Below are 23075 nucleotides of genomic sequence, written 5' to 3'. Positions count from 1 at the left end.
TAGGCTACATCTTCAAAAACAAAGGTATACTATTTGAACGAAATTAAAAGTTTCAAATTGTCTATTGTTGAATTTTATCAATCGAGCAGGAATTTCTTATTTTCGCAATTGATAAATTATATGTAACGTGCTTTTAAACACCCATAGTAATCGATCCCTAGAAGCAGGAACTGACGAAGCAGGTCGGGGTTGTCTTGCGGGCCCTGTAACGGCAGCCGCGGTCATCCTCAAAGAAGGATTTTACAATGAACTCATCAATGATTCCAAGCAACTCTCGGAAAAAAAGAGAGCGCTTCTTCGGCCTATTATAGAACAACAAGTTCATACCTACGCCGTGGTTCATATTGAACCACAAGAAATAGACCGCATCAATATATTAAATGCATCTATCTTGGGCATGCATTATGCTATTGAGCAACTGATCTACCAACCTGAATTTATAATTGTAGATGGAAATCGATTTAAAAAATACCAAGAGATACCTCACCAATGTATTATAAAGGGAGATGGCAAATACCTGAGTATTGCAGCGGCTTCCATTTTAGCCAAAACATATCGTGATGAGTATATGAATAGGATCCATGAAGAATATCCGATGTACCAATGGAAAAAAAACAAAGGATATCCCACCAAAGAACACCGGGAGGCCATTCGCCGCTACGGCACCACAAAATATCACAGAAAGTCATTCCGATTGCTCCCGCAGCAATTAAAACTTGATTTATAATCTCAAACCGAAACAACACTTTGATATTAAAGACGTTAAAAATAGATTGATCTTAGAATTACAAGGGTAGGAAACAAATCAAAATCAGCGAAACATATCGATCATACAATAAAACTTGATTTTTTAATTTCTTTTAATTGTAACTTCTATTTTTGTATACAATGGCGTTGCCAAATCAATTCAACCAGGTCCAGGTAATCAAGGATAGAATTGAGTAAGTAGCATGTTTTTGGAAGTTTTGAACCTTTAAAATAAACAACGTAAAATGAAATATTTTTTTGGAGTTATTCTCATATTTTGTATAGGGCTTCAGTCTTGTCAAAAGGAAGTTATTCCAGTATCAGACATTATCCATTATACCCCAAGAAAGGCAGCTGTAGTTATAAAGATCAATGACTTCCAAGCCTTCAAGAGCGAATTAATTAACAATGATTTCTTAGAGCTCCTTAAAACCTCCAAACCTTATACAGATAGTAAGGAGTTACTTTCCACATTGAATTACATTCAAGCAAAGGATCAGTCACTGCTAGCTATTAATGAAATTGGCAAAGGAAATTATGATTATACCTTTATCACAAAAAAACACAACGATTTATTTTCCATAGATTCTACAATTAATCGCACCATGGAGACCTTGACATATGAATCCACTTCTATACGGGTTTTAACCATTGGTAAAAACAAAGTGTACAGCACCTTTATTAAGAATTATTTTATCGGTTCGTCTTCCAAACTCATTATCGAAAATATCATAAGAAGTCAAGGTAACCTCAATGCAGACCCAAGCCTTGTAAAACTCTTTGAAGTGGCACAGAGCAATACCTCAGCCAACATTTTTATCAACCACCAACAAAGTGGAAATTTGTTCTCAAAAATACTCTCCGATCCATTAGCAAAAAAACTGACGCAACTAAATGATTGGACGAGCTTCGACACCAAGATAACACAGGACTATATTAAACTAAATGGTGTTTCTTTAAACAGTACAGATGGTAACCACACCCTAGACATTATAAAAAACACCACTCCTTCCTCTAGTGAAGGCGCAGACATTGTTCCTGTAAACGCTGATTACTTCATTGCCATTAACAGTGCAGATGCTGGATTGGTTGAAAACAAAAACACTTCAGATTCGTTATTTAACAATTCCCGAGAACTGCTTAAAATCGGTATCAACGATCAGCAAATATTTGCAGTAAGCACCTTGGATAACCTCCATTTTGAAGATCACCTACAAAGGTATGTAAAGGATCAGGGAGACTTTAGGGATTTTGTAATTTGGAACCTCAATGACAGTACTGTAGTTTCAAAGCACTATCCGACCTTATTCCAAAACATACAGAGTAAGCATGTAGCCAAGGTGGGTAGTTTCTATGTTTTCACTAGTGCAATGGAGCCCCTAGAAAGTATCATCACAAATTTTCAAAACAATGCTACCCTTGCCCAGTTATCAAGCTATAAAACGCTTCGAAATGAATTAGCAGATGAATCTTCCATACTCGTTATTGGAAACTTAAATAAGATTAAGGAGAATGAGCATATGCTAAACAGTGGTTTTCAAACGCATCTTTCGAAAGCGGATTTAGGGGATTATAAATTCTTAGCCTTTCAATATATTGCAGAAGGTGATTTTGCACACTTCCACACCCTACTTAAAAAAGCGAATACCTCAACGGTAAACTCTAACCTTGTCACCCAAATATTCTCTACAATATTAGACGCAGAGGTTGCCACCGATCCTCAATTTGTTTTAAATCACTATACCAAAAAGAAGGAGATTGTCGTTCAGGACGTGGAAAACAATTTATATCTAATTTCCACCGAAGGTAAAGTATTGTGGAAGAAAAAGTTGGACAGTAAAATAAGGGGTGAGATCACCCAAGTGGACCTTTACAGAAATGGGCGTCTTCAACTAGCTTTTACTACGGCCTCTAAATTGATGATCGTGGATCGAAACTCAAAAGATGTTTCGCCCTTCCCATTGGATTTCAAAGCAACGATCACCCAACCCCTATCGGTTTTTGACTATAGCAAAACGAAAGACTATCGCTTTGTAGTAGTAATGGATCAGGATGTTAGAATGTATGATCGAAATGGCGAATCTGTAAATGGCTTCACCTTTAGAAAAGCCAAAAGTAGCATCATCAACAATCCGAAACATATTCGAATCGGTTCTAAGGATTACCTTGTTTTCCAGGAGAGTAGCGGAAAATTAGATATCCTTCACCGCACTGGTGATGTTCGTATCAATGTAAAAGGCACTATTGATTTCTCTGGAAATCAAGTGTATCTCTATAATGGTAATTTCACTACGACAAACGCATCAGGAGATCTCATCCAAATTGATCAAAACGGTGGGATCAACAAATTGGAGCTCAATTTAAAAGATCAGCACTTAATTGATGCCACTACTAAAACCTTAGCCACTATTTCAGAAAACATATTAACGATTAAGGATCATTCAACGACATTAGATTTTGGTATTTACACCCTTCCAAAAATCTATTATATCAACGATACTATTTATGTAACAACGACCGATTTACAAACCAATAAAGTCTATCTTTTTAACAGCAAGGCTGAATTATTAGAGAACTTCCCTGTATATGGAGATTCTAAAATTGATTTAGATGACATGGACAATGACAATAAATTAGAAATGGTTACTAAAGGGGACAATAATTCGATCATTTGCTATAAGATCAATTAACATAGTAATGGCATGTATTCAAAAAAGCTCCAGTTGAGGTAACCGGAGCTTTTTTTAAATACACGGTAGCAGGTTAAATTTTAAATGGGCTAATTCAAAATCAACACTTTAATTTCAACTCTTCTATTCTTACTTCTATTTTGACTTGTAGTATTGGGTAACAAAGGGACTGTTTCTCCTTTAGATTGTACATGCAATCTTTGATTCGGGACTCCTTTGTTTTGTAAATAATCAGATACCTCTTGAGCCCTTTTGAGTCCGATTCTTTGATTAAGACTCTGGGGGCCCAAATCACACGTATGTCCATATAATTCCAGGTGTACATTTTCATTATCCTTTACCATCTCATAGATACGATCCAATCGGTTTTCCATCTCTTTTGTAAGGGCTATTTCATTGATAGCACCATTTACAAGGGGTTGTGAGATATAGGCTTGCTCACTAGGAGAAAGCACAGGTACTTCTTTCTTTTCTTGTTTCACTGGCTTAGGAGTTTCAACTGGCGTAGGTTCAGTGGTCTGGACAACTTGAGGTTGTTCTACTATAATTTCTTCTTGTGCTTGCAACCTAATATCTTTTCTGAAATCAAAACCTAATTTCACTTGAACACCAGCAGATAAATAAGGGCTTTGATCCGCTAGAGCAGTCGTTCTAATCACACCGTTTGTTGCAATTCCATCGATGCCATTTGGGTTATAGGTTACCAGGTTCCCATCACTTTTCTCTTGAAGATCTGTTAGGCCATAATCTGCATACACTCCTGTGTACAGGCGCATGTGATCGCCAAGTGTAAAGTGAAGACCTCCCTCAATACTCAACAACACAGCGGTTTTCAAAGGAGCGTTCCCCTTATCCTCAAAGTTGTTTAGCGTTCCAAACCCATGTGCTGGAAGATCGTCAATCTCAAGGTTAAGATCTGGGTAGTACCCGCTTAATACCAATGAACTAGCACGAGACTGTATGTCTTGATCTCCAGGAAAAAGAACCTTCCCTCCTAACCCAAGGTAGATTCCTGTTTTATCCGAGATAGGTGTTCGAAACTGTAACATCAAAGGTATGGAAACACTATAAAAGGATTGATCCTCCGAATAAGAATCAGGTCTTACCGTGTATTGAAAAGCGGAACCTTGATCATCGATTTCAAAGGAGGAAAGTGGCTGTCCATTGTAAAGATCAAAGCTATTGGTATTGTATTGTACCTCCAATCCAGTTTGAAGTCCCCAGTGCTGGCTAAAGAAATGCGTATACCCAATTCCTCCCCCTGCTCCAAAGCCAAGAGAACCATCCCCTTTGGAACTTTTATAAGAAATCCCAGAAGGCCCCGCATTTATTTTTAAGGTCAATTCTTGAGACAACCCAGCGGTCGTCCCTATAATAAAAAATAATATGAATGTCGTTAATTTCATAAAGTCTGGATTGAGATTTCTCATTTATATTTTCTTTATTTCACTAGTAAGTTGGCTGTTTTTCGTTGCCCATCGGACAATACAATAGATATTATATAAATACCTTTTTGAAGTGGTGCGGTAAGAATAGTTTCTCCTCCAGTAACCGAGGTGTTTTCAACGAGTTTACCGCTGATATCAAATATGCTTACAACAGCCTCATCGAGCTGGGATTGATCAAAATCCGCAATGATCGCAAAAGAATCCCCTGAATTCACAGGATTAGGAACGATCCTAATTGTTCGCTGATAGTTTTCTCCCAACACAATCAAAGGACATGTAGTAACTACTTCCCCATTTGACTTGGTAGCTAACACGTAGTATTCCCCATTTAAGGCTTGTTCTTCCGAATAATACTGTTTGGTAGCTCCTGGAACTGCAGTTCCATTTTTATACCATTGGAAGGAGACAAAACTCGCACTACTGTTATCAAAAACCAATACATCATCCCATTGCTGTCTCACAAGTCCACCTTGCTTTAAGAGACTTACCTTTTCAATAGGTGAGGAAGGATTAAAGTTTTGGTTGCCTTGTTGAAACGCGGTAACAACAATTTCTTCACGGGCGTTTAAGATTAGAATGTTCCCTTGGAGCTGTGCTGAAGAACCCTGTGAAACTTGATAGGAAACAGGCAAACCACTACTGGAGGTAGCGGTCAATACAATCTGTTGGTGCTCTCTACAATCAAAAACCAGCTCCTGCTCCCAGAGAATTTCTTGATCCACTTTTAGAATTTCAAAAGTAGCTGGCGAAATAACCACTTCATAGTTGGATCCTGCGTTGAGGGTCCCTTGTTCAATAAGATAGGATCCAACATCCTCTCCTGGCTGTCGAGAGAGTGACCCAGTTAGAATCTCTTGAGTATCATTATTTACTAAACCAGTTACGGTATAGGTGAAAACTGGATCCTCTGACCCATATGTTTTCTCAAGCCCTGGGTCAGCAATTATCTCTAGCGGTACTGCAGTAATGGTAAAATCTGCACTCGCTAAGCGAAGCTGGTAATTCTGCCCAGCACTTAAACTTCCAATATCAATTGGATAGGATCCCACATCCTCTCCTGATCCTCTAGAGAGTGACCCGGTCAATATTTCTGGAGTATCATTATTGACAAATCCAGTAGCAGTATAGGTAATCTCAGGATCGGTCTCCCCATAGCGTTTACCTTGGCCTAAGTCAACCACTATATCAATAATCACAAGGGTAATTGAAAATTCAGCGCCCGTAAAGTTGATCTGGTAATTATCCCCAGCGCTCAAATTACCCTGCTCCACGGTATAGGTTCCAATAGATTCACCAACCTCACGGCTAAGAGCTCCGCTTAATACAGACTCATCATCGCCATTGACAAGTCCAGATACAGTATAAGAAAATATAGGGTCTATGGACCCGTACAATTTACTTTGATCCGCATCCACGGTGATATTGAGCAAAGCAGGAGTTACGGTAAAATCATTAGCGATAAAATGAATCTTATAATTGGAATCAGCTCTTAAATCCCCTAATTCAACTGGGTAGATCCCGACGTTTTCTCCCTCCTGCCGAATAAGTGCCCCACTTAAGATCGAATCATCATCACCATTTACAAAACCTTCGACACTAAAGCTAAGAGGAGGGTCTGTCTCCCCATATTGTTTACCTTGTCCAGGATTCACAGTAACATATAATACGCCTTGATTTATAGTAAAGGTATTGGTAATCAAGTTAATCTGATAATTTGCTCCTGCGCTTAAATTCCCTAATTCAATGTCGTACGTTCCACTTTCTTCTCCGTCTTCACGGCTAAGAGTTCCGCTAATCACAGATTCATCATCTCCATTGACAAGTCCTACTACTGTATAGGAGAAAATCGGGTCTTTCCCCCCATAGGATTTGCCTTGATCGGCATCAACGATGATATCGAGCAAAGCAGGTTTAATAGCAAAAGCATCGTTATCGACCTCAAAGGTAATATCATAATTATCAACTTTTTCTCCTTCAAAAATTGGTAATAAATCATAATTCCCTACATCCTGTCCAACCTCACGATTGATTCCAGATATGAGATCGCTCAACTGATCTCCATTTTCCAATTCAGAACCTTCACCTAATAATAAACTAAAAATCGGATCTGCCTCTCCGTATTTTTTACTCTGATCTACCTCTGGGATGACTGTAATTGCCTTAGGGGACACCATAACTGTTAAATGTAGTTCTGCCGCCTCAAAATTATCTGTTTCGGCTTGTTGCACAGTTAAAACGGCATCCCCAGTTTGTTGGGCAATTACAGCAGTAAGATCACTTAAATCCAATATTGGAGTCACTCCCACTGGAAAACTATAGGTGAGTACTGCATCCGAATCATTACTTTCTATAAGAAATTCACCAACTTCTCCATATTCTAATTGAAACACTGAGGTAACATCGACTCTATTCCCTTGCCAAAAGATTCTTAAATCGGGAACATCTTTGGATACCGTAATTTCTAATTCTGCTAATAAACCGTCACGATTAACCAAAGCAGGAGTATCATCTGGCCCAGGCATTATCAATGGCACTTCAAATATATAGGTACCCGCTATATTTGGATCATAGCTACCAGGGGTGGGTTGTTTTAAAATCCAGTGATCAGGATCCAAATCTAGAGAAACCAACACCGTAGTATCATCGCTCAAGGTAGCTTGAACTTGCGCAGGAACATTTTCAATGGCATAGAGATCGGTCCCATACTCGACCACAATGCTATCTAAAGTAGAAACACTTTTAATATATGGTAAATAATCCCCTTGAAATTCAATAGCGCCCATATCAATTACCCCATCGCCTGAAAAATCATACACTCTGGGGTTTCCAATTAAATCATTGCCTTGAATATCTCCAACCCTAGGATCGTACTTCAAATTACTCCCATTGTTAATAGCAGCACTAGTTGGCATTAATTCCATATAACCTGCTTCCCCCATGGTAGTGGTTGTAAACTCTGGATCTTGATCTATATTATTACCACCATCAATAACGGATTCTAAATGCCATTCCATACTACCTCCAGAATGAGATATTAGACTGTGTTCAATCGTTAAAAATGAGCTAGGTATTTCCCCAAATATATAAACAGAAGAATTGGGATCGCTGGTAACACCTTGTATATCATTTGCAGAAATTATGGAATTATATATACTGGGACTAATACCATCGACATTCTCCTTTGGATGATACCCAATTCCTCCTCCATACAATCCTGCGCTATTACGAGCGATTGTAGCATTTATGATTGTGGCATCTGACCATAGATCAACACCACCAGAATTTTCCTTGGCAATATTTTCAACAATTAACATATTCCCTAACAAGGGATTAGAATCCACAATTTTTATCCCCGCAGCATTATGAGATGTATTCATTGAAATAATAACATGATTTAACGTGGTATTAAAAGATTCCAACATGTGCACTCCACCCGCGGAATCATAGGCAGAATTTTTCCAAATCGCACAATTTTTCATAAAAAATTGCGACGAATTGATAATTATCCCCCCGCCACTGTGGTCCTCAATAATAATTTCTCCATTTACCTTTAGTACTGATGAACCAGATGGAGGATCCCATGAATTTCCACCCGTGATCGTTAATCCATCAATGCTAGCTGAGCCAACGGGACCTGAAATTATCACCACATGATTTGTATTATCCTGACGACTTGTGTGCTCAGCCAGCTGCTGGGTTGGAACAATGCTATCATCCCCATTAAGGTCTCCACTTAAAACTGTACCGGAGAGAAAATCCATTCCATGGTTAGGCAAAATTCGCTTATCCTCAAGTGTTTTAATGCCATTTACAGGGTCAAAACCTCCATATAGTTGTACGTTAGGCACCATAACAAATGAATTTCTCCTTTTTTGATCCAAATTGTAATAACCATCTAAGGCGCTAAAATGTGGCTTATAAGTCCCTTTAGCAATAAAAATGCGTAATGGATTAAATTCATCCCAGCTAGCAGTTCCATTGTCTATTTGCTCCCTTGCCCACCTTAGGACTTCAGCAAGTTCTTTACTAGCATTGGGCCAACTATTCCCAACACCAGTATATCCTCCAGCATCTACATCTACATTTGCATCAACATACAGAATGTTCTCAACCGTTGGTAGGGGTGCTAAACTTAAAAGAAGGGTATCTTCAAGGACAATTTCATAGTCTGCCAAAGTTCGACCATCCTCTAACACAGTACTACCAAAAGCTAAAACTTGTTGCATTACTGGTACACCTAATGCTGTTTCAATTTTCTGTTTAATTTGCTGGATTGCATCACTCTGGTGTGCCACTATATAAATACTTTCCCCATCCCAAGTTAGGATATGCAGGAGTTTAACGGGTTCTCCCTGAAATTCGTAAGCTCCTAAATCTACCTTATCCTCACTCGGTCGACCTTGGTATAACCGTGGCATACCGGCTAAATCCTTATCCGAACTTAAGTCTCCCCCATGATTTGTATAGAATGTATTATCTCCTGCATTAATAGCAGGGCTAGTATTTGACAAGCTATAATCTGCGTTACTTATATCGTTAAAAACATCAGCAGCAGTAATAGCCGTAGCATCTACATTTCCATTGGTGATATCACCACTACCTTTGATGAGACTATTTCTTATTTGAAACTCAGCTCCATAAATAGAATCCCAAACAACACTGTTATACAATTGGGTCGTCTCATGTCCATAAAATCCATTGGATCCATTATTTGCAACGGTTACATTCATATATATTCCACCCCCAGATTCATCATAAATTCCACCTCCAATATCTTCCGCATGGTTATCAGTAATAAGGGTATTAAAAAGCCTAGATGTATCCAACCTATTATGAACCCCTCCTCCATTAAGCCTAGCATAATTGTTTGATATAATGGTATTCTCTATGAAGGCATTAGATTGGTAATTAACCAATCCCGCACCTTTGGTAGCAATATTTCCAGAGATGAATAAGCCACTCATAATTGGTGAACTATCTATATTACATATTCCTCCACCGTCACCATTAGCTGAATTATCAATAACTACAAGATTGCGAAGCCATACAGATGCAAAGTAGTTATATATTCCTCCACCTATCTCTGTGGTATTAGCTCCCGTGATTGTAAATCCATCCAGTATTGCAGAATTGTCTAACGGAGCATCCACAGTAAAAATATTAGCTATAACTCTCCCGTTACCATACGCATGTAATATACTTCCCCTAACACCACTGGTATCCATAATAATTCGGGGATCAGAGATGCTACTAACGCCATTATCTGGGTCAAATCCGCCATATATAGCCACCTGGTTTTTCATAACAAATGGGATCCCTTGCGTATCATACGTACCAACCATCACCCAAACCTGCGTCGTACCTACAGCATTAATGGCTCCTTTCAGGTCTGCTGTCGCATTGGTCCAACTATCACCACTTCCAGTTCCTGTAGCAGTGGGTTTTACGTATACAATCCCATTACTATCAGGTGTCGGAGGTCCTTGACTGTAACCATAAACACCTATTATTAATAAACAAATAAGCAAAAAAGGAGTCCCCAATCGTTGGGTAGCGTAGTATTTATCCATATTGTAGAATCTTATAAAAATCGCGTACTTTTAAAGGATAAACCTAGAGTAAAAAAATTCCCACACAACACAAAAGTGAGAAATACCTTAATTTTGGGAAGTAATTACTTATTTTAGGGAAGTAAGGTAAGTTTTACGTTCAAAATTATCAATTAACTTAATTTGGAGCAGGTTTGAGAATTTTACCTTAATTTTTGCATCTAAAAAATAATCTTGAAGAAATACCTATTCTACATTTTAATCCTTTACGCAGGTGTGATCCATGCTCAGAACGATCGGCACGAAAACAAGAAGCTGCCCGAGCGCTTTATGGTCATGGATTCTATTAAATTTGAAGCGCTTAGGTCTCAAATATTAAATGCGCTCAGCTTACCCGTTAATGAGGTTCCTATTTGGAATCCAGAATTTTATCAAGTGCTTGAAAATGCGAAAGGTTGGGCATATAATCATGGCAATGAAGTTCAAAAGTCAATGTCAGAGTTTTTCATTTTGATGTATTACGACAAGAGTATCTATGATGATAAAGTTATAGAACTAGGAAAAAAACTACTTCAGGATAGTATCTTAATGAAAACCAGCGAAAGTGGTCTAGTATTATCAGCTCTAAACTCGAGTTACAATCGAAAAGGACAATATTTAAAACAATTAGCCATTCTAGAAAAACTTATAAAATTCAACAAAGAATTTGGAGAGAGTGTAGCCCCTCAAACCTATGCTTATTACAACCAAATGGGATTAATATATTACAGACTTGAGCACTATCAACTTGCACGACGTAATTTTAGAAGGCAGGCTAAGATATTTTTAGAAAGTGGCGATCTCTTCCAAGCCTCAAGCATGTTAAACAATATTGGGCTGACCTTCAATCGCGAAGAGCAAACCGATAGTGCGCTGAAATATTATAAAAAAGCGCTAAGGCTCGCCAATGATATGCGCGATCGACCAAACAACCCTGCGAAGGCCTATCACTTACATTTTCAAAACGTCATAAGTGCCAATATTGAACAGATTCGCATGAATCAAGGAAAATTTGACAAAGCAGAACAAGCCTTTCAAAAAGAACTAGCCTCCAGTAAGCAAGTAAGAGAATTTAGCACTGCTGCGCAAGCCTACGAAAAAATTAGTCGCTATTATTACCTGAGGCAACAGTACGATCTAGCAACCATCTATAATGATAGCTGCCTGTATTTTGAAAAGAATTTTTACAACCCATCAAATCGACAAAAAGCATTATTACTAAGAGCCAAGATACTACTTAAAACTCATAAAAACGACAGCGTTCTATCCTATATCGAAGAGGCGAACCGTCTTGAAGATTCGTTGATCAAGGAGGAAAAACGTAAAAATTATATGGAAGCTACTTCAAAATTTAATTTTACGCAGTCCGAGGAAGCGTTGAAGATAAATCGAGAACTACTAGCACAAAAGGATAAAAACGCTCAGTTGCAATGGATCATAACAGGCTTTAGTATCGGCTTATTACTTCTAATGGGGCACCTATTCTTTAAAACCAAAAGAGCAAACTCCATTATAAATACCCAAAAAACAGCACTCACTCGTGGTATTCGGGAAAAAGAAATTATGCTTGACGAGATCCAACATCGAACTAAAAACAACTTACAGATGATTTCAGGGATTTTGGAGATTCAAAAACAAAAGCATGAACTATCTGAAAATTCCATTCTCCAAGCCTCCCAGGAATACTTGCAAAGTATGTTCATGATCCACGAGCTGCTCTACGAACAAGATAAAGGTTTGGACGTACTAGACATGCACGCCTACTTTCACAGAATGGCCAATTTTTTGATTAACAATTATCCGGCCTTGGAAGTAGAGTGGAAAATCAACACTACCTTAACGCTGGATGTAAAAACAGCGACCCCATTAGGTTTGATGGTATGTGAATTAATCATAAATTCCTTAAAACACGCCTTTACACAAGGTGGTAAAATCGATATTAGTTTGACCAAAACAAGGTCTAACTATCGTCTTATCTACAGTGATAATGGGAAAGGATTTTTGCAAAAAAACAACCCAGATTCTTTTAACACAGGAATGAATCTTATCTTTATGCTTGCAGAGGATTTATCTGGCGTGATCGTATTGCCCGATTCACCAGGATTTTGCCTGCAGCTTGATTTTAATACAGCATGAGCAAAAAGAATGTATATATCGTTGAGGACATGGCTGTCACAAGAGCTGCCATTGCTTCGGTACTCAAAGATAAAGAATACTGTATTTGTGGAAGTGCCGTTACAGCAGAAAAAGCATGGATCGAGATCCAAGAGCTTCCTGTTGATATCGTAATTCTTGATTTAAATCTAAAAGGAAATAAAAATGGACTATGGCTGGCAAAGAAAATCAGAAAGTCAGTCGACTGTGCGATCGTTTTCCTAACAGCCTATGGAAGTGACGGAATCCTTTCACAGATATATAAAACCAATCCAAATGGCTACATCATGAAGCCATTCAATAACCCTACCTTATTATCTACCGTTAAATTAGCCTTGCAGAATTACAAGAGAAATCCTACCAAGTCCACCGACCCTTCTGCAATACAGTATAAGTATATCCGGAGCCAAACTGGCCTTATTAAGATATCTAGTGATACGATTCTGTATTTAAAATCCGATGGAAATTACGTACGTATTTTTAATCAGGACAATAGCTGTATCACAACTCGTAACAAACTAACTACGGTTTTAGAACAGTTATCCTTTGACAATGTATATCGCGTTCATCGCAGGTATGCCATCAATGCTCATAAGATCACCTCTATAACCGCAAGAAGCGTTACCTTGGGCCCTACAGCAATTCCATTATCAAAATCCTACCAAGGTGCTGTTTTAAAAGAAAAGTTTTTAAAACAATCCAACGCCATAAAGTAAAAAAGCGAATAACGACGGTTTATATGACCTCACAATACAGGCCATCATCTGATTTTTCAACCTTAACCAATTTATTCTTGGTAAGCCCTTTGATGGTTTTATCCCACTTTTTGTTACTTAATCCAGCCTTATCCTTGAGGGTATCAAGCAACATTCTTTGTTCCTGTTTTAGAAGATCAAAGACCGCTTTTTCTTCCTCACTTAGGACAACCTCAACAACTTTCTCCGGTCGCATCTGTGGAAAGAATAATACCTCTTGAATGGAAGCGTTATTGGTCATAAGCATTACCAATCGATCAATTCCAATACCAATTCCAGAGGTAGGAGGCATTCCATACTCCAAGGCTCTTAAAAAGTCTTGATCAATAAACATCGCCTCGTCATCACCTTTTTCAGATAATTTTAATTGCTCCTCAAAACGTGCCCTTTGGTCAATTGGATCATTTAATTCCGAATAAGCATTTGCTAATTCCTTTCCATTTACCATTAATTCAAAACGCTCGGTAAGTTTAGGATTATCACGATGCTCTTTAGTAAGTGGGCTCATCTCTTTTGGATAATCAGTAATAAAGGTAGGTTGAATATAGTGATGTTCACATTTTTCTCCAAAGATCTCATCTATGAGTTTACCAATTCCCATACTTTCATCTGTTGGGATGTTAAGTTTCTTGCAAACCTCGCGCAATGCCTTCTCATCCATATCCGCAACATCAAAACCAGTATGATCTTTAATGGCTTGTAAAATTGGCACTCTTGGATAAGGTGCTTTAAAGTCGATCTTATGATCACCAACTGTTACCTCTGAACTACCGTTTGAATCGATGGCAACTTTTTCTAATAACTCCTCGGTCATCTCCATCATCCAATGATAATCTTTATAGGACACATAAAGTTCCATGACGGTGAACTCTGGGTTATGCGTCTTATCCATCCCTTCGTTTCTAAAGTCCTTTGCAAACTCATACACCCCATCAAAACCACCTACAATAAGTCTTTTTAAATATAACTCATTAGCAATTCTAAGGTACAGCGGAATATTAAGTGCATTGTGATGCGTTACAAACGGACGAGCAGCAGCACCTCCTGGGATGGGTTGCAAAATAGGTGTTTCCACCTCTAGATAACCCCGACTGTTGAAAAAATCTCGTATACTAGTAGTGATCTTAGTTCTTTTAATAAAAGTTTCTTTTACATGAGGGTTCACAATTAAATCCACATAACGTTGACGGTAACGAAGTTCAGGATCACTAAAGTCATCAAAAACCTTTCCTTGAGCATCTACCTTTGGAAGTGGTAAAGGACGTAGTGATTTATTAAGTACTGTGAAGTTTTTCACCATTACAGTCATCTCCCCTACTTGCGTTTTAAACAATACCCCCTCAACACCGATGATATCCCCGATGTCTAATAATTTTTTATAAACCTCATTATAGAGGGTTTTGTCCTCACCTGGACAAATTTCATCACGATTGAAATAGAGCTGAATTCTTCCCTCACTATCCTGAAGTTCAGCAAAAGAAGCTTTTCCTTGGATACGTCTACTCATTAATCGTCCAGCTAACACAACCTTCTTATCGACTTCAAAATTATTCTTCACCTTATTAGTGGTATGATCAACTGGATATAAAGCCGCTGGATAAGGATCTATGTTCAAGTCTCTTAACTTGGCTAATTTTTCTCTGCGAATAATTTCTTGTTCTGAAAGTTGCATATGTATAATTCTGAATTTTAGCCCGCAAAGATAGTGAGTATTTAACAATCTATCAATCAAATTGTAGGCTTTTGGACCTTAGATTCCAATTGAATTATTTTTCAAAGCAACCATTTTAAATTGATTGCATCTAAATAGTCAAACTCAAAGAATTAACCAAAAACATACTAATAGCTTTAATATTTTGATACTAGATCCTTTTCTATTTAGTGGTAGTGGAGAATTTGATACTGATAAAAAGAAAATCGTCGAGCTATCTATCTACCCTAATACTGGCTTCAATGAATACTTATTTTCGGATGACATGTATGGGGAATTCCTGCAATATTCCGAAGGTAAAAACACCAGCAAACAATTACTTTTAAGCCCTGGAGAGAGCTTTGCCTCTTTCAACTACCAAAAGGGCTATCACTATACCATAAAGGCGGAAAAGATTAATATCAAACATTCTCCAAAACAAGCATCTAGTGTTATTTATCAATATCTAGAAACCCTCTCCAAGGAAAAAATTATTACGCAGGATGCAGCCGAAGATCTCATCATGGATGTAGCACCCGTAAAGATCAACTTCATCCCTAGAGGAAAGGAACCCAGAAAAGCATACCTGGTTAAGGTAACCACAGAATCCAAACCCAGACCCATACTGAAAATTAAAGAATTTCATTTTAAAAAGGGATATCATTACCGCTTAAGAGTAAGGAAAACCATTCAAGCATCCCCATTTAAAGAACACTACACCCTACTCGAGGTGATGTCTAAAAACAAATAGCCAGCGATGCAAGCTTTAAGGGGTTTTATCCCAACAGAGCGGTGATATCCTTCGCGACCAATGACATATCATCTACAAATTGTGCCCTCCACTCTTTATAGTTCGATAAGTTGCAAAAGGCAAGTGCTCCATGTAATGATCTAAATGGGGTGATTGGAACTTCTTGATCATCCTGGAAATGGTAGAAAAAAATTGGCACCTCTGTGCAAAGGTTGTTTTCAAAACCATCCCTTAACTTTATACCTTGAATCCAGTCATCATCACCGCTCCAATATGGCGTTGCCAGAAGGAAGATTCCTCGAATCATTTTAGCGTACGGATTTTCAGTCAAATATTTTAAAATCATGGAGGCACCAAATGAGTGGCCTACCAATACAACGGGGCTATGAATTTTAGATAGCTCCACCCCTATTTGCCAGATCCAACCATAGTCTTTAGAAGATTCGTCCCAATACAATTCCGGATAATACAATCGAAATGATTCTCCTAAGAATTCCTCTAGAGAAGCCACTATTGGCCGATCCACTTGGTATCCATCCTTACCCCCGCCAGGTAAAAAAAAGTATGGATATTGCCTTCGAAGTATTCATAAAAACTGCTTTTAGTTCCTGACAATTGACCCTATTCAAGAACACTAATTTACTAAAAAGTACATAACCAGGTGATCCTTGCTTAAAATAAGATGTAACAAAACCAAAAGGAATGCGTCTTATAGATAGAGATTTCAATTACATTTGTCTTTTAAATAGACTTATAACAATAAAAACACTACAGAATGAGTATTTGGAGAGTACTTTTATCTATAATATTGCCTCCCTTAGCAGTCTTAGATAAGGGATGTGGATCTATTGTCATCGTATTTTTACTAACACTATGCGGCTGGGTTCCAGGAATAATTGCAGCACTTGTTATCCTAAACAATCCTAATTCATAAGCAGCAGTGGGTCTTCGAACTTCATGGGTCGGTCATAAAGTTTAAAGAAAAGGAAACCGTATCTTTGCATCATGAACAAAAAAGTAATTTTAGAAGATCTAGGATATAAAGACTATAAAGAAGTCTGGGAATATCAAGAGTCACTTTTCCAATCCATTTTCGATATAAAGTCAAAAAACCGAAAAGAATCATTGAACATCCCCACCGACAACTACTTTTTATTTGTAGAGCACCCACATGTGTACACTTTGGGCAAAAGTGGCGACATAAGCAACTTACTCCTAAACGAAAGACAGCTAAAGGAAAAAAATGCTAGTTTCTACAAAATCAATAGAGGAGGCGATATCACCTATCATGGTCCAGGTCAAATTGTAGGTTATCCTATCCTAGACTTAGACAACTTTTTTACTGACATTCACAAGTATCTTCGTTTTCTAGAAGAAATCATTATTCTCACACTTGCAGAGTACGGGATACAGGCTAGTCGTAGTGAGGGAGAAACCGGTGTTTGGCTTGATGTAGGAACTCCTTTTGCTAGAAAGATATGCGCCATGGGAGTAAGGGCATCTCGATGGATTACCATGCATGGTTTTGCCTTAAATGTCAATGCCAATCTCGGTTATTTTGACAACATTATTCCTTGTGGAATTAGAGGAAAGGGCGTCACTTCCTTAAATGTAGAATTAGGAAAAGAAAAGGTCGATGAATCCCAGGTTAAAGAAAAACTATTAAAACACTTCCAAGAAGTTTTTCAAGCAGTAATCGTTTCAAGGGAACCAATAGTCTCTTGATAAAATTCCATCAATAAAGAAGTCGTAATTCTTTTAGGTCGAAGTATTCGATGACCTCATCCTCTAACAAGACTTTTAACATGCCCTGATTACTGACCCCCTTGATAAATCCCATCATTAAGCTTCCATCCTTTCGTTTAAATGTAGAGGGTTTGTCTTTACGAAACAATAGTTGTTCATAATTAGTTTTAAGGTCATCCAACTTACGCTCCACTATCCATGGTTCATAAAATTTAATACAATCCACGATCTTCTGTAGCACCTCCAACTTGTTATAATAAACACCCGTAATTTTTTTTAGTGAACTTGCATTGATCATCCCTTCAAAATTGGATTGATTCAGGTTCAATCCAATTCCAATTATGGCTGCACTCATGTGACCGTTTTTAAAGATGTTTTCAATTAAAATACCACAAATTTTTGAATTCCATGACAAAATGTCGTTAGGCCATTTGATCTTTAAATCAGGAATACTGAAATAAGTTAGCGCATCATAAATTGCCAAAGAAACGGCGATACTAAGATAGAATTGTTCATCACTTTGTAGGCAGTTAATCTTTTTAAACACACTAAATGTAAGGTTTTGACCAGGTTCGGTGACCCATTTAGTCCCCATTTGTCCACGACCTTGAGTTTGAGTTTCTGCCATGACAACTGTGTAATCATCCAGTTCACTATTGGAGACCAACCCTTTTAAATAAGAATTGGTCGAATCAATGGCACTAAGTTTGATTAAATTCATCTAAATAGTATTACATTTACCACTGTAATCTTATATTCGTAGAGGTAGCTAAAGAACTAAAAAAATAATAACTTTGTGAAAATAAAAAAAATTAATGGTAAACACGAATAGTAGCACAGATCAATTAATAACATTTATCTTAAAAGGGATTGAAGAGGTTAAGGGAAAGGATATTAGTATTCTAGATTTGAGAGATATTGAAAACACGGTTTGTGATTACTTCATTATATGTAATGGTACTTCAAACACCCAAGTGAATGCCATCGTAAATTCCATTCAAAAAACAGTTAGTCGAGAAATCAAGGACAAGCCTTGGCACGTCGAAGGTACTGATAATGCTGAATGGGTTCTTATGGATTATGTCAATGTAGTGGTGCATGTATTCCAAAAGCACATCAGAGACTACTACGACATTGAAGGATTATGGGGTGATGCCAAATTAACGACCATACCATCAAATTAAACCAAACTAGATTTCTGAAAAACAAAGAACAAAAGACAAGCTATTGTAATACTTAGCTTTAAGCTAAACTATTAGAAAGTAAAAGAAAGAATTAATGGCAAAAGAGAACAACAATAATACGGGCCCGAAACGACCTAAATTTAGTTCATATTGGATTTATGGCGTTATTTTAGCGATCATCATTGGTATGCAATTTTTCTCAGGAGGAAGCAATTGGCAAACCCCACCTGACACGACCCCTGCCAAACTACAAGAATACTTAAAAGCGGGGGACGTCAGCAAAATTGTAATTATTACCAATACCAGACAAGCCAAGGTATTTTTGACCGACGAGGCAAAACAAAAAGAAATTCATAAGGACGCCGTTGATAAGTCGCTGTTTCCATCAGGAGACACACCACAATATCAATTAAACTACGGGGATCTCCAGAATTTCGAAAACGACATAAATAACACCATACAAGAAAACAACCTTTCCGCATCTGTAAAGTATGACACGGATTCAAACATTCTGGGAGAATTAATATTTTCAATACTACCCTTTGTACTTATTATCGGTATCTGGATCTTCTTAATGAGACGTATGTCTGGCGGAGGAGCTGGAGGCGCGGGAGGACAAATTTTCAATATCGGTAAATCGAAAGCGCGCCTATTTGACGAGAAAACGGATATGAAAGTATCCTTTAAAGATGTAGCAGGATTAGAAGGTGCTAAAGAGGAAGTACAAGAAATCGTTGAGTTCCTTAAGAACCCAGAGAAATATACTTCACTTGGAGGTAAAATTCCAAAAGGAGCCTTATTGGTAGGGCCTCCAGGAACTGGTAAAACCTTATTGGCTAAAGCAGTTGCTGGTGAGGCGAAGGTTCCATTTTTCTCGCTATCTGGTTCTGATTTTGTAGAAATGTTTGTAGGTGTTGGTGCTTCAAGAGTGCGAGACCTTTTCAAACAAGCGAAAGACAAATCACCAGCAATTATCTTCATCGATGAGATTGATGCCATCGGTAGAGCACGAGGAAAAAACAATATGACTGGAAGTAATGACGAAAGAGAGAATACCTTGAACCAGTTACTAACAGAGATGGATGGTTTTGGAACCAACACAAACGTGATTGTATTGGCAGCCACAAACCGTGCAGATGTACTTGATAAAGCACTTATGCGTGCTGGTCGATTTGACAGGCAAATCTATGTTGATCTTCCGGATGTTCGTGAGCGAAAAGAAATTTTTGAAGTACACTTACGTCCTATAAAAACGGCCGAAACACTCGATGTTGAGTTCTTGGCAAAACAAACACCTGGATTCTCAGGAGCTGATATTGCTAATGTGTGTAATGAGGCTGCACTTATTGCCGCTAGAAAAGGTAAAAAAGCGGTGGACAAGCAAGACTTCTTAGACGCCGTTGATAGAATCGTAGGTGGACTAGAGAAGAAAAATAAAATTATCACACCAAGCGAAAAGAAAACTATTGCCTATCACGAAGCAGGCCATGCAACGGTGAGCTGGTTACTCGAACACGCGGCGCCACTGGTTAAAGTTACCATTGTCCCTCGTGGTCAAAGTTTGGGAGCTGCGTGGTACTTACCTGAAGAACGATTGATCGTACGGCCAGAGCAAATGGCTGATGAGATGTGTGCTACCCTTGGCGGTAGAGCTGCGGAAAAAGTTATGTTCGATACTATTTCAACTGGAGCATTAAGTGACTTGGAAAAAGTAACCAAACAGGCAAGAGCCATGGTAACTATTTACGGTCTTAACGAGGCTATTGGAAACTTAACGTATTACGATTCCACTGGACAATCTGATTATAACTTCTCCAAACCTTATAGCGAGCAAACAGCGCAATTAATTGACAAGGAGATCTCTAAGATAATTGAAGAACAATATGCTAGAGCTATTGAGTTATTAAAAAACAATAAGGACAAGTTAACAGAGCTCGCAGATCGATTACTAGAAAAAGAAGTTATTTTCAAAGATGACCTAGAGCGCATCTTTGGTAAAAGACCGTTTGAAGGACCATTCGAAGAAGAAGCCGATAAGTCACAGGAGCCTTCACAAGAGAAGCAAGAAAAAGAAAATCTAGAACAAAAATAAGGACAAAAAACAAGGGGAAACAAAATTTCCCCTTGTTTTATACGTTATCCCTAAGAATTTCTTACTTTTATACTACAACTGGCATGTGAAATAAATAATAACTCCCCCGTTAAATTTATAATGAGCTTATTTAAAAAACTTTTCGGATCCAAACAAAAAGACGACACCACTGGAACTGGCGCAGATCAAAGAGGTAAGTTCATGCCAGAAATAAAGCTTCCTACTGACGAGAAATTTACGATTAATTTCAAGAAAAATGGTGGTAAGTTCCTCTACTGTGATTCTTTAGATGAGATTTACGAATGCTTCAATAATATTCTGCAAGAAAACAATTGGTCCTCCCAAACAGTTTGTTGTTTAGATCCACAACTTTCTCAAATATTTAAAAACTACAAGTTTAGCAACCATTCAAATTGTCATCAGGCAAATATTTTGTTGTCCCGTTGCGAAAATTTGGTAGCGGACAATGGTGCGATCTTAATTTCATCCAATCAGATTAAAGAAAGTAAGTTAAACGACCTGCCTGATAACTTTATTATCTTTGCCACCACAAGTCAGTTGGTAGACACCATCGGAGAAGGTCTAAGGGGCATCAAAGCTAAAAATAAAAATCAGATTCCGACCAACATTACTACGATCAAGCATTTTAGCATAAAAGAAGAAAAAGATTTCCTCACTTACGGAAGTAGCTCAAAAAACCTATATTTGTTGCTGCTTGAAGACCTCTAATCAATATTAGAAATTCACCTAAAAGCTAAAACCTAAAAAATTAACCTAAGTGAGAGAACTGTTAAAAAGGTCCTTGACTGGCATTATATATGTATTTTTATTAATTGCAGCAGTGTACTTAAGCAATGATGCCTTTGATTTCCTCTTTCTAATATTCGGGATTACTTGTATCTATGAGTTTAAAAAACTAATACGTCTTCAGGGCTACTATATCTTTATTGCCTTTTTAGCCTTGTGGTGGGTATTTATCTACCTACTCGGAGAGTTATCCCAGCAGCAACTATTGCGTAACATTTTATTGGCAGCAACACTTTTGGTCAACATGCTACTATGCATAACCTTATTTAAAGCTAAGATCCCAAAATACTCCAATACGCTCAAATTTTTAATTACTATATTTTACATTGGTGGTGGGTCTATTTTTCTTACCATGATCCCTTATAAGGACCCTCATTTCGTTAAGTCTTTAATTATCGGTGTCTTCGTACTGATTTGGGTGAACGACTCCTTTGCATACTTAGTTGGTAAGGCCGTTGGTAAAAACAAATTATTCCCCAGCGTATCGCCCAAGAAAACTGTTGAAGGCTTTTTAGGAGGTTTTATATTTGCTTTAATAGCGGCCTATTTATTATCTTTATCCGATAAAGAACTAACATCGATACAATGGTTAATTTTAGCAGCTGTATTGGTAATAACGGGATCTATAGGAGATCTAGTAGAATCAAAATTTAAACGTTTGGCAGGTGTAAAAGACAGTGGAGCAATTCTCCCCGGCCATGGTGGATTATTAGACAGATTGGACAGTTTAATTTTTGCTGCGCCTTTTGCTTTTTTAACCCTTCAAATTTATATCTATGTTTCATAAAGAAGGCTTCAAGATCATCATTGCCGCATTTGCAATTATTGCCTCAGGGATATTATTGGCCAAAGTATATATCGACAACTTCTATATTGAGAAAGCTGTTCAAGTTGCCCTACTCATCCTATTAGTGGCAATTCTTCAATTTTTCAGAAACCCTAAACGAACCACTATCTTAAATGACGCTCATATCATCGCACCAGTGGATGGCAAGGTGGTTGTTATAGAAGAGGTATACGAAAAAGAATACTTTAAGGATAAGCGAATTCAAGTGTCTATATTCATGTCTCCTATCAATGTACATGTTACCCGGTATGCTCTGGGAGGAGTCGTAAAGTATAGTAAGTACCATCCAGGTAAATACCTAGTGGCCTGGCACCCCAAAGCTTCTGAAGAAAACGAGCGCACCACAATTGTGATTGAAAACCCTACTTATGGCCAAGTATTGTATCGACAAATAGCGGGAGCTATGGCAAAACGGATTGTCAATTACGCCAAGGTAGGAGAAACTGTTGTTCAAGGAAGTGACGCTGGATTTATAAAATTCGGATCAAGAGTAGATTTATTTTTACCACTGGATTCGGAGCTTAAAATAAAGCTACATCAAAAAGTAAAAGGTGGAATTGATATTATCGCATCTTA

Annotated in this window: 17 protein-coding genes; 12 read left to right on the top strand and 5 right to left on the bottom strand. The window is 37.9% G+C overall.

Going from position 1 to position 23075, the window contains the following annotated elements; genetic code table 11:
* Positions 1-127: 127 nt before the first annotated feature.
* On the top strand, positions 128-727 hold the full coding sequence (locus VKY50_RS02230; protein WP_324298404.1) for a ribonuclease HII: 600 nt from the start codon (positions 128-130) through the stop codon (positions 725-727).
* Between the two features lie 265 nt (positions 728-992).
* The gene (locus tag VKY50_RS02225) at positions 993-3437 is read left to right on the top strand and encodes a ribonuclease HII (protein WP_324298403.1); all 2445 of its coding nucleotides are present in this window, start codon (positions 993-995) and stop codon (positions 3435-3437) included.
* An 89-nt stretch (positions 3438-3526) separates the two neighbouring features.
* Here VKY50_RS02225 and VKY50_RS02220 read toward each other — a convergent pair whose 3' ends face one another.
* Positions 3527-4867 (bottom strand): OmpA family protein, encoded by a 1341-nt coding sequence (locus VKY50_RS02220; protein WP_324298401.1) that lies wholly within the window; start codon positions 4865-4867, stop codon positions 3527-3529.
* Between the two features lie 11 nt (positions 4868-4878).
* Positions 4879-10455: an MBG domain-containing protein gene (locus VKY50_RS02215; RefSeq protein ID WP_324298399.1), complete on the bottom strand. Its 5577-nt coding sequence runs from the start codon at positions 10453-10455 to the stop codon at positions 4879-4881.
* Positions 10456-10668: 213 nt separating this feature from the next.
* Here VKY50_RS02215 and VKY50_RS02210 point away from each other — a divergent pair, with 213 nt between their 5' ends.
* Positions 10669-12609 carry a tetratricopeptide repeat-containing sensor histidine kinase gene (locus VKY50_RS02210; RefSeq protein WP_324298397.1) on the top strand — a complete coding sequence of 647 codons (1941 nt, stop codon included), beginning with the start codon at positions 10669-10671 and terminating at the stop codon, positions 12607-12609.
* Positions 12606-13343, top strand: coding sequence for a LytR/AlgR family response regulator transcription factor (locus tag VKY50_RS02205; RefSeq protein ID WP_324298395.1), 738 nt, complete (start codon positions 12606-12608; stop codon positions 13341-13343). The genes VKY50_RS02210 and VKY50_RS02205 overlap by 4 nt, the downstream gene beginning before the upstream one ends.
* A gap of 19 nt (positions 13344-13362) precedes the next feature.
* On the opposite strand, the gene lysS is transcribed toward VKY50_RS02205, so the two are convergent.
* On the bottom strand, positions 13363-15054 hold the full coding sequence (lysS, locus tag VKY50_RS02200) for a lysine--tRNA ligase (protein ID WP_324298393.1): 1692 nt from the start codon (positions 15052-15054) through the stop codon (positions 13363-13365).
* 184 nt (positions 15055-15238) lie between these two features.
* Between lysS and VKY50_RS02195 the strand changes: the two genes are divergently transcribed.
* Positions 15239-15823 (top strand): DUF4377 domain-containing protein, encoded by a 585-nt coding sequence (locus VKY50_RS02195; RefSeq protein ID WP_324298391.1) that lies wholly within the window; start codon positions 15239-15241, stop codon positions 15821-15823.
* A 25-nt stretch (positions 15824-15848) separates the two neighbouring features.
* On the opposite strand, the gene VKY50_RS02190 is transcribed toward VKY50_RS02195, so the two are convergent.
* Positions 15849-16349, bottom strand: coding sequence for an alpha/beta hydrolase (locus tag VKY50_RS02190; RefSeq protein ID WP_324298389.1), 501 nt, complete (start codon positions 16347-16349; stop codon positions 15849-15851).
* A gap of 249 nt (positions 16350-16598) precedes the next feature.
* Here VKY50_RS02190 and VKY50_RS02185 point away from each other — a divergent pair, with 249 nt between their 5' ends.
* A complete protein-coding gene (locus VKY50_RS02185; RefSeq protein WP_324298387.1) occupies positions 16599-16757 on the top strand; it encodes a YqaE/Pmp3 family membrane protein in 159 nt (52 codons plus the stop codon).
* Positions 16758-16828: 71 nt separating this feature from the next.
* Complete coding sequence (lipB, locus tag VKY50_RS02180; protein ID WP_324298385.1) at positions 16829-17548, top strand: lipoyl(octanoyl) transferase LipB; 720 nt, start codon at positions 16829-16831, stop codon at positions 17546-17548.
* Between the two features lie 10 nt (positions 17549-17558).
* Here lipB and VKY50_RS02175 read toward each other — a convergent pair whose 3' ends face one another.
* Positions 17559-18290 carry a biotin--[acetyl-CoA-carboxylase] ligase gene (locus VKY50_RS02175; RefSeq protein WP_324298383.1) on the bottom strand — a complete coding sequence of 244 codons (732 nt, stop codon included), beginning with the start codon at positions 18288-18290 and terminating at the stop codon, positions 17559-17561.
* Between the two features lie 94 nt (positions 18291-18384).
* Between VKY50_RS02175 and rsfS the strand changes: the two genes are divergently transcribed.
* From rsfS to VKY50_RS02150, 5 genes are all read left to right on the top strand, one after another.
* A complete protein-coding gene (rsfS, locus tag VKY50_RS02170; RefSeq protein ID WP_008990895.1) occupies positions 18385-18753 on the top strand; it encodes a ribosome silencing factor in 369 nt (122 codons plus the stop codon).
* Between the two features lie 94 nt (positions 18754-18847).
* Positions 18848-20845, top strand: coding sequence for an ATP-dependent zinc metalloprotease FtsH (gene ftsH / locus VKY50_RS02165; RefSeq protein ID WP_324298379.1), 1998 nt, complete (start codon positions 18848-18850; stop codon positions 20843-20845).
* 120 nt (positions 20846-20965) lie between these two features.
* Entirely contained in the window at positions 20966-21574 is a 609-nt protein-coding gene (locus VKY50_RS02160) for an LUD domain-containing protein (protein ID WP_324298377.1), read from the top strand.
* 49 nt (positions 21575-21623) lie between these two features.
* A complete protein-coding gene (locus VKY50_RS02155) occupies positions 21624-22439 on the top strand; it encodes a phosphatidate cytidylyltransferase (protein WP_324298376.1) in 816 nt (271 codons plus the stop codon).
* On the top strand, positions 22429-23075 hold a 647-nt coding region (locus VKY50_RS02150), incomplete at its 3' end, for a phosphatidylserine decarboxylase family protein (RefSeq protein ID WP_324298374.1). The genes VKY50_RS02155 and VKY50_RS02150, both read left to right, overlap by 11 nt.

This window comes from Galbibacter sp. (assembly GCF_035306585.1).
Classification (GTDB): Bacteria; Bacteroidota; Bacteroidia; order Flavobacteriales; family Flavobacteriaceae; genus Galbibacter.
The sequence above is the reverse complement of the archived record's forward strand: the minus strand, read 5'-3'. Positions and strand labels throughout refer to the sequence as shown.

Coding starts and splice junctions, on each gene's coding strand:
- VKY50_RS02160 (WP_324298377.1), top strand. CDS start 20,966: ATGAGCTTATTTAAAAAACTTTTCGGATCCAAACAAAAAGACGACACC.
- VKY50_RS02175 (WP_324298383.1), bottom strand. CDS start 18,290: ATGAATTTAATCAAACTTAGTGCCATTGATTCGACCAATTCTTATTTA.
- ftsH (WP_324298379.1), top strand. CDS start 18,848: ATGGCAAAAGAGAACAACAATAATACGGGCCCGAAACGACCTAAATTT.
- VKY50_RS02185 (WP_324298387.1), top strand. CDS start 16,599: ATGAGTATTTGGAGAGTACTTTTATCTATAATATTGCCTCCCTTAGCA.
- lipB (WP_324298385.1), top strand. CDS start 16,829: ATGAACAAAAAAGTAATTTTAGAAGATCTAGGATATAAAGACTATAAA.
- rsfS (WP_008990895.1), top strand. CDS start 18,385: ATGGTAAACACGAATAGTAGCACAGATCAATTAATAACATTTATCTTA.
- VKY50_RS02205 (WP_324298395.1), top strand. CDS start 12,606: ATGAGCAAAAAGAATGTATATATCGTTGAGGACATGGCTGTCACAAGA.
- lysS (WP_324298393.1), bottom strand. CDS start 15,054: ATGCAACTTTCAGAACAAGAAATTATTCGCAGAGAAAAATTAGCCAAG.
- VKY50_RS02215 (WP_324298399.1), bottom strand. CDS start 10,455: ATGGATAAATACTACGCTACCCAACGATTGGGGACTCCTTTTTTGCTT.
- VKY50_RS02225 (WP_324298403.1), top strand. CDS start 993: ATGAAATATTTTTTTGGAGTTATTCTCATATTTTGTATAGGGCTTCAG.
- VKY50_RS02220 (WP_324298401.1), bottom strand. CDS start 4,867: ATGAGAAATCTCAATCCAGACTTTATGAAATTAACGACATTCATATTA.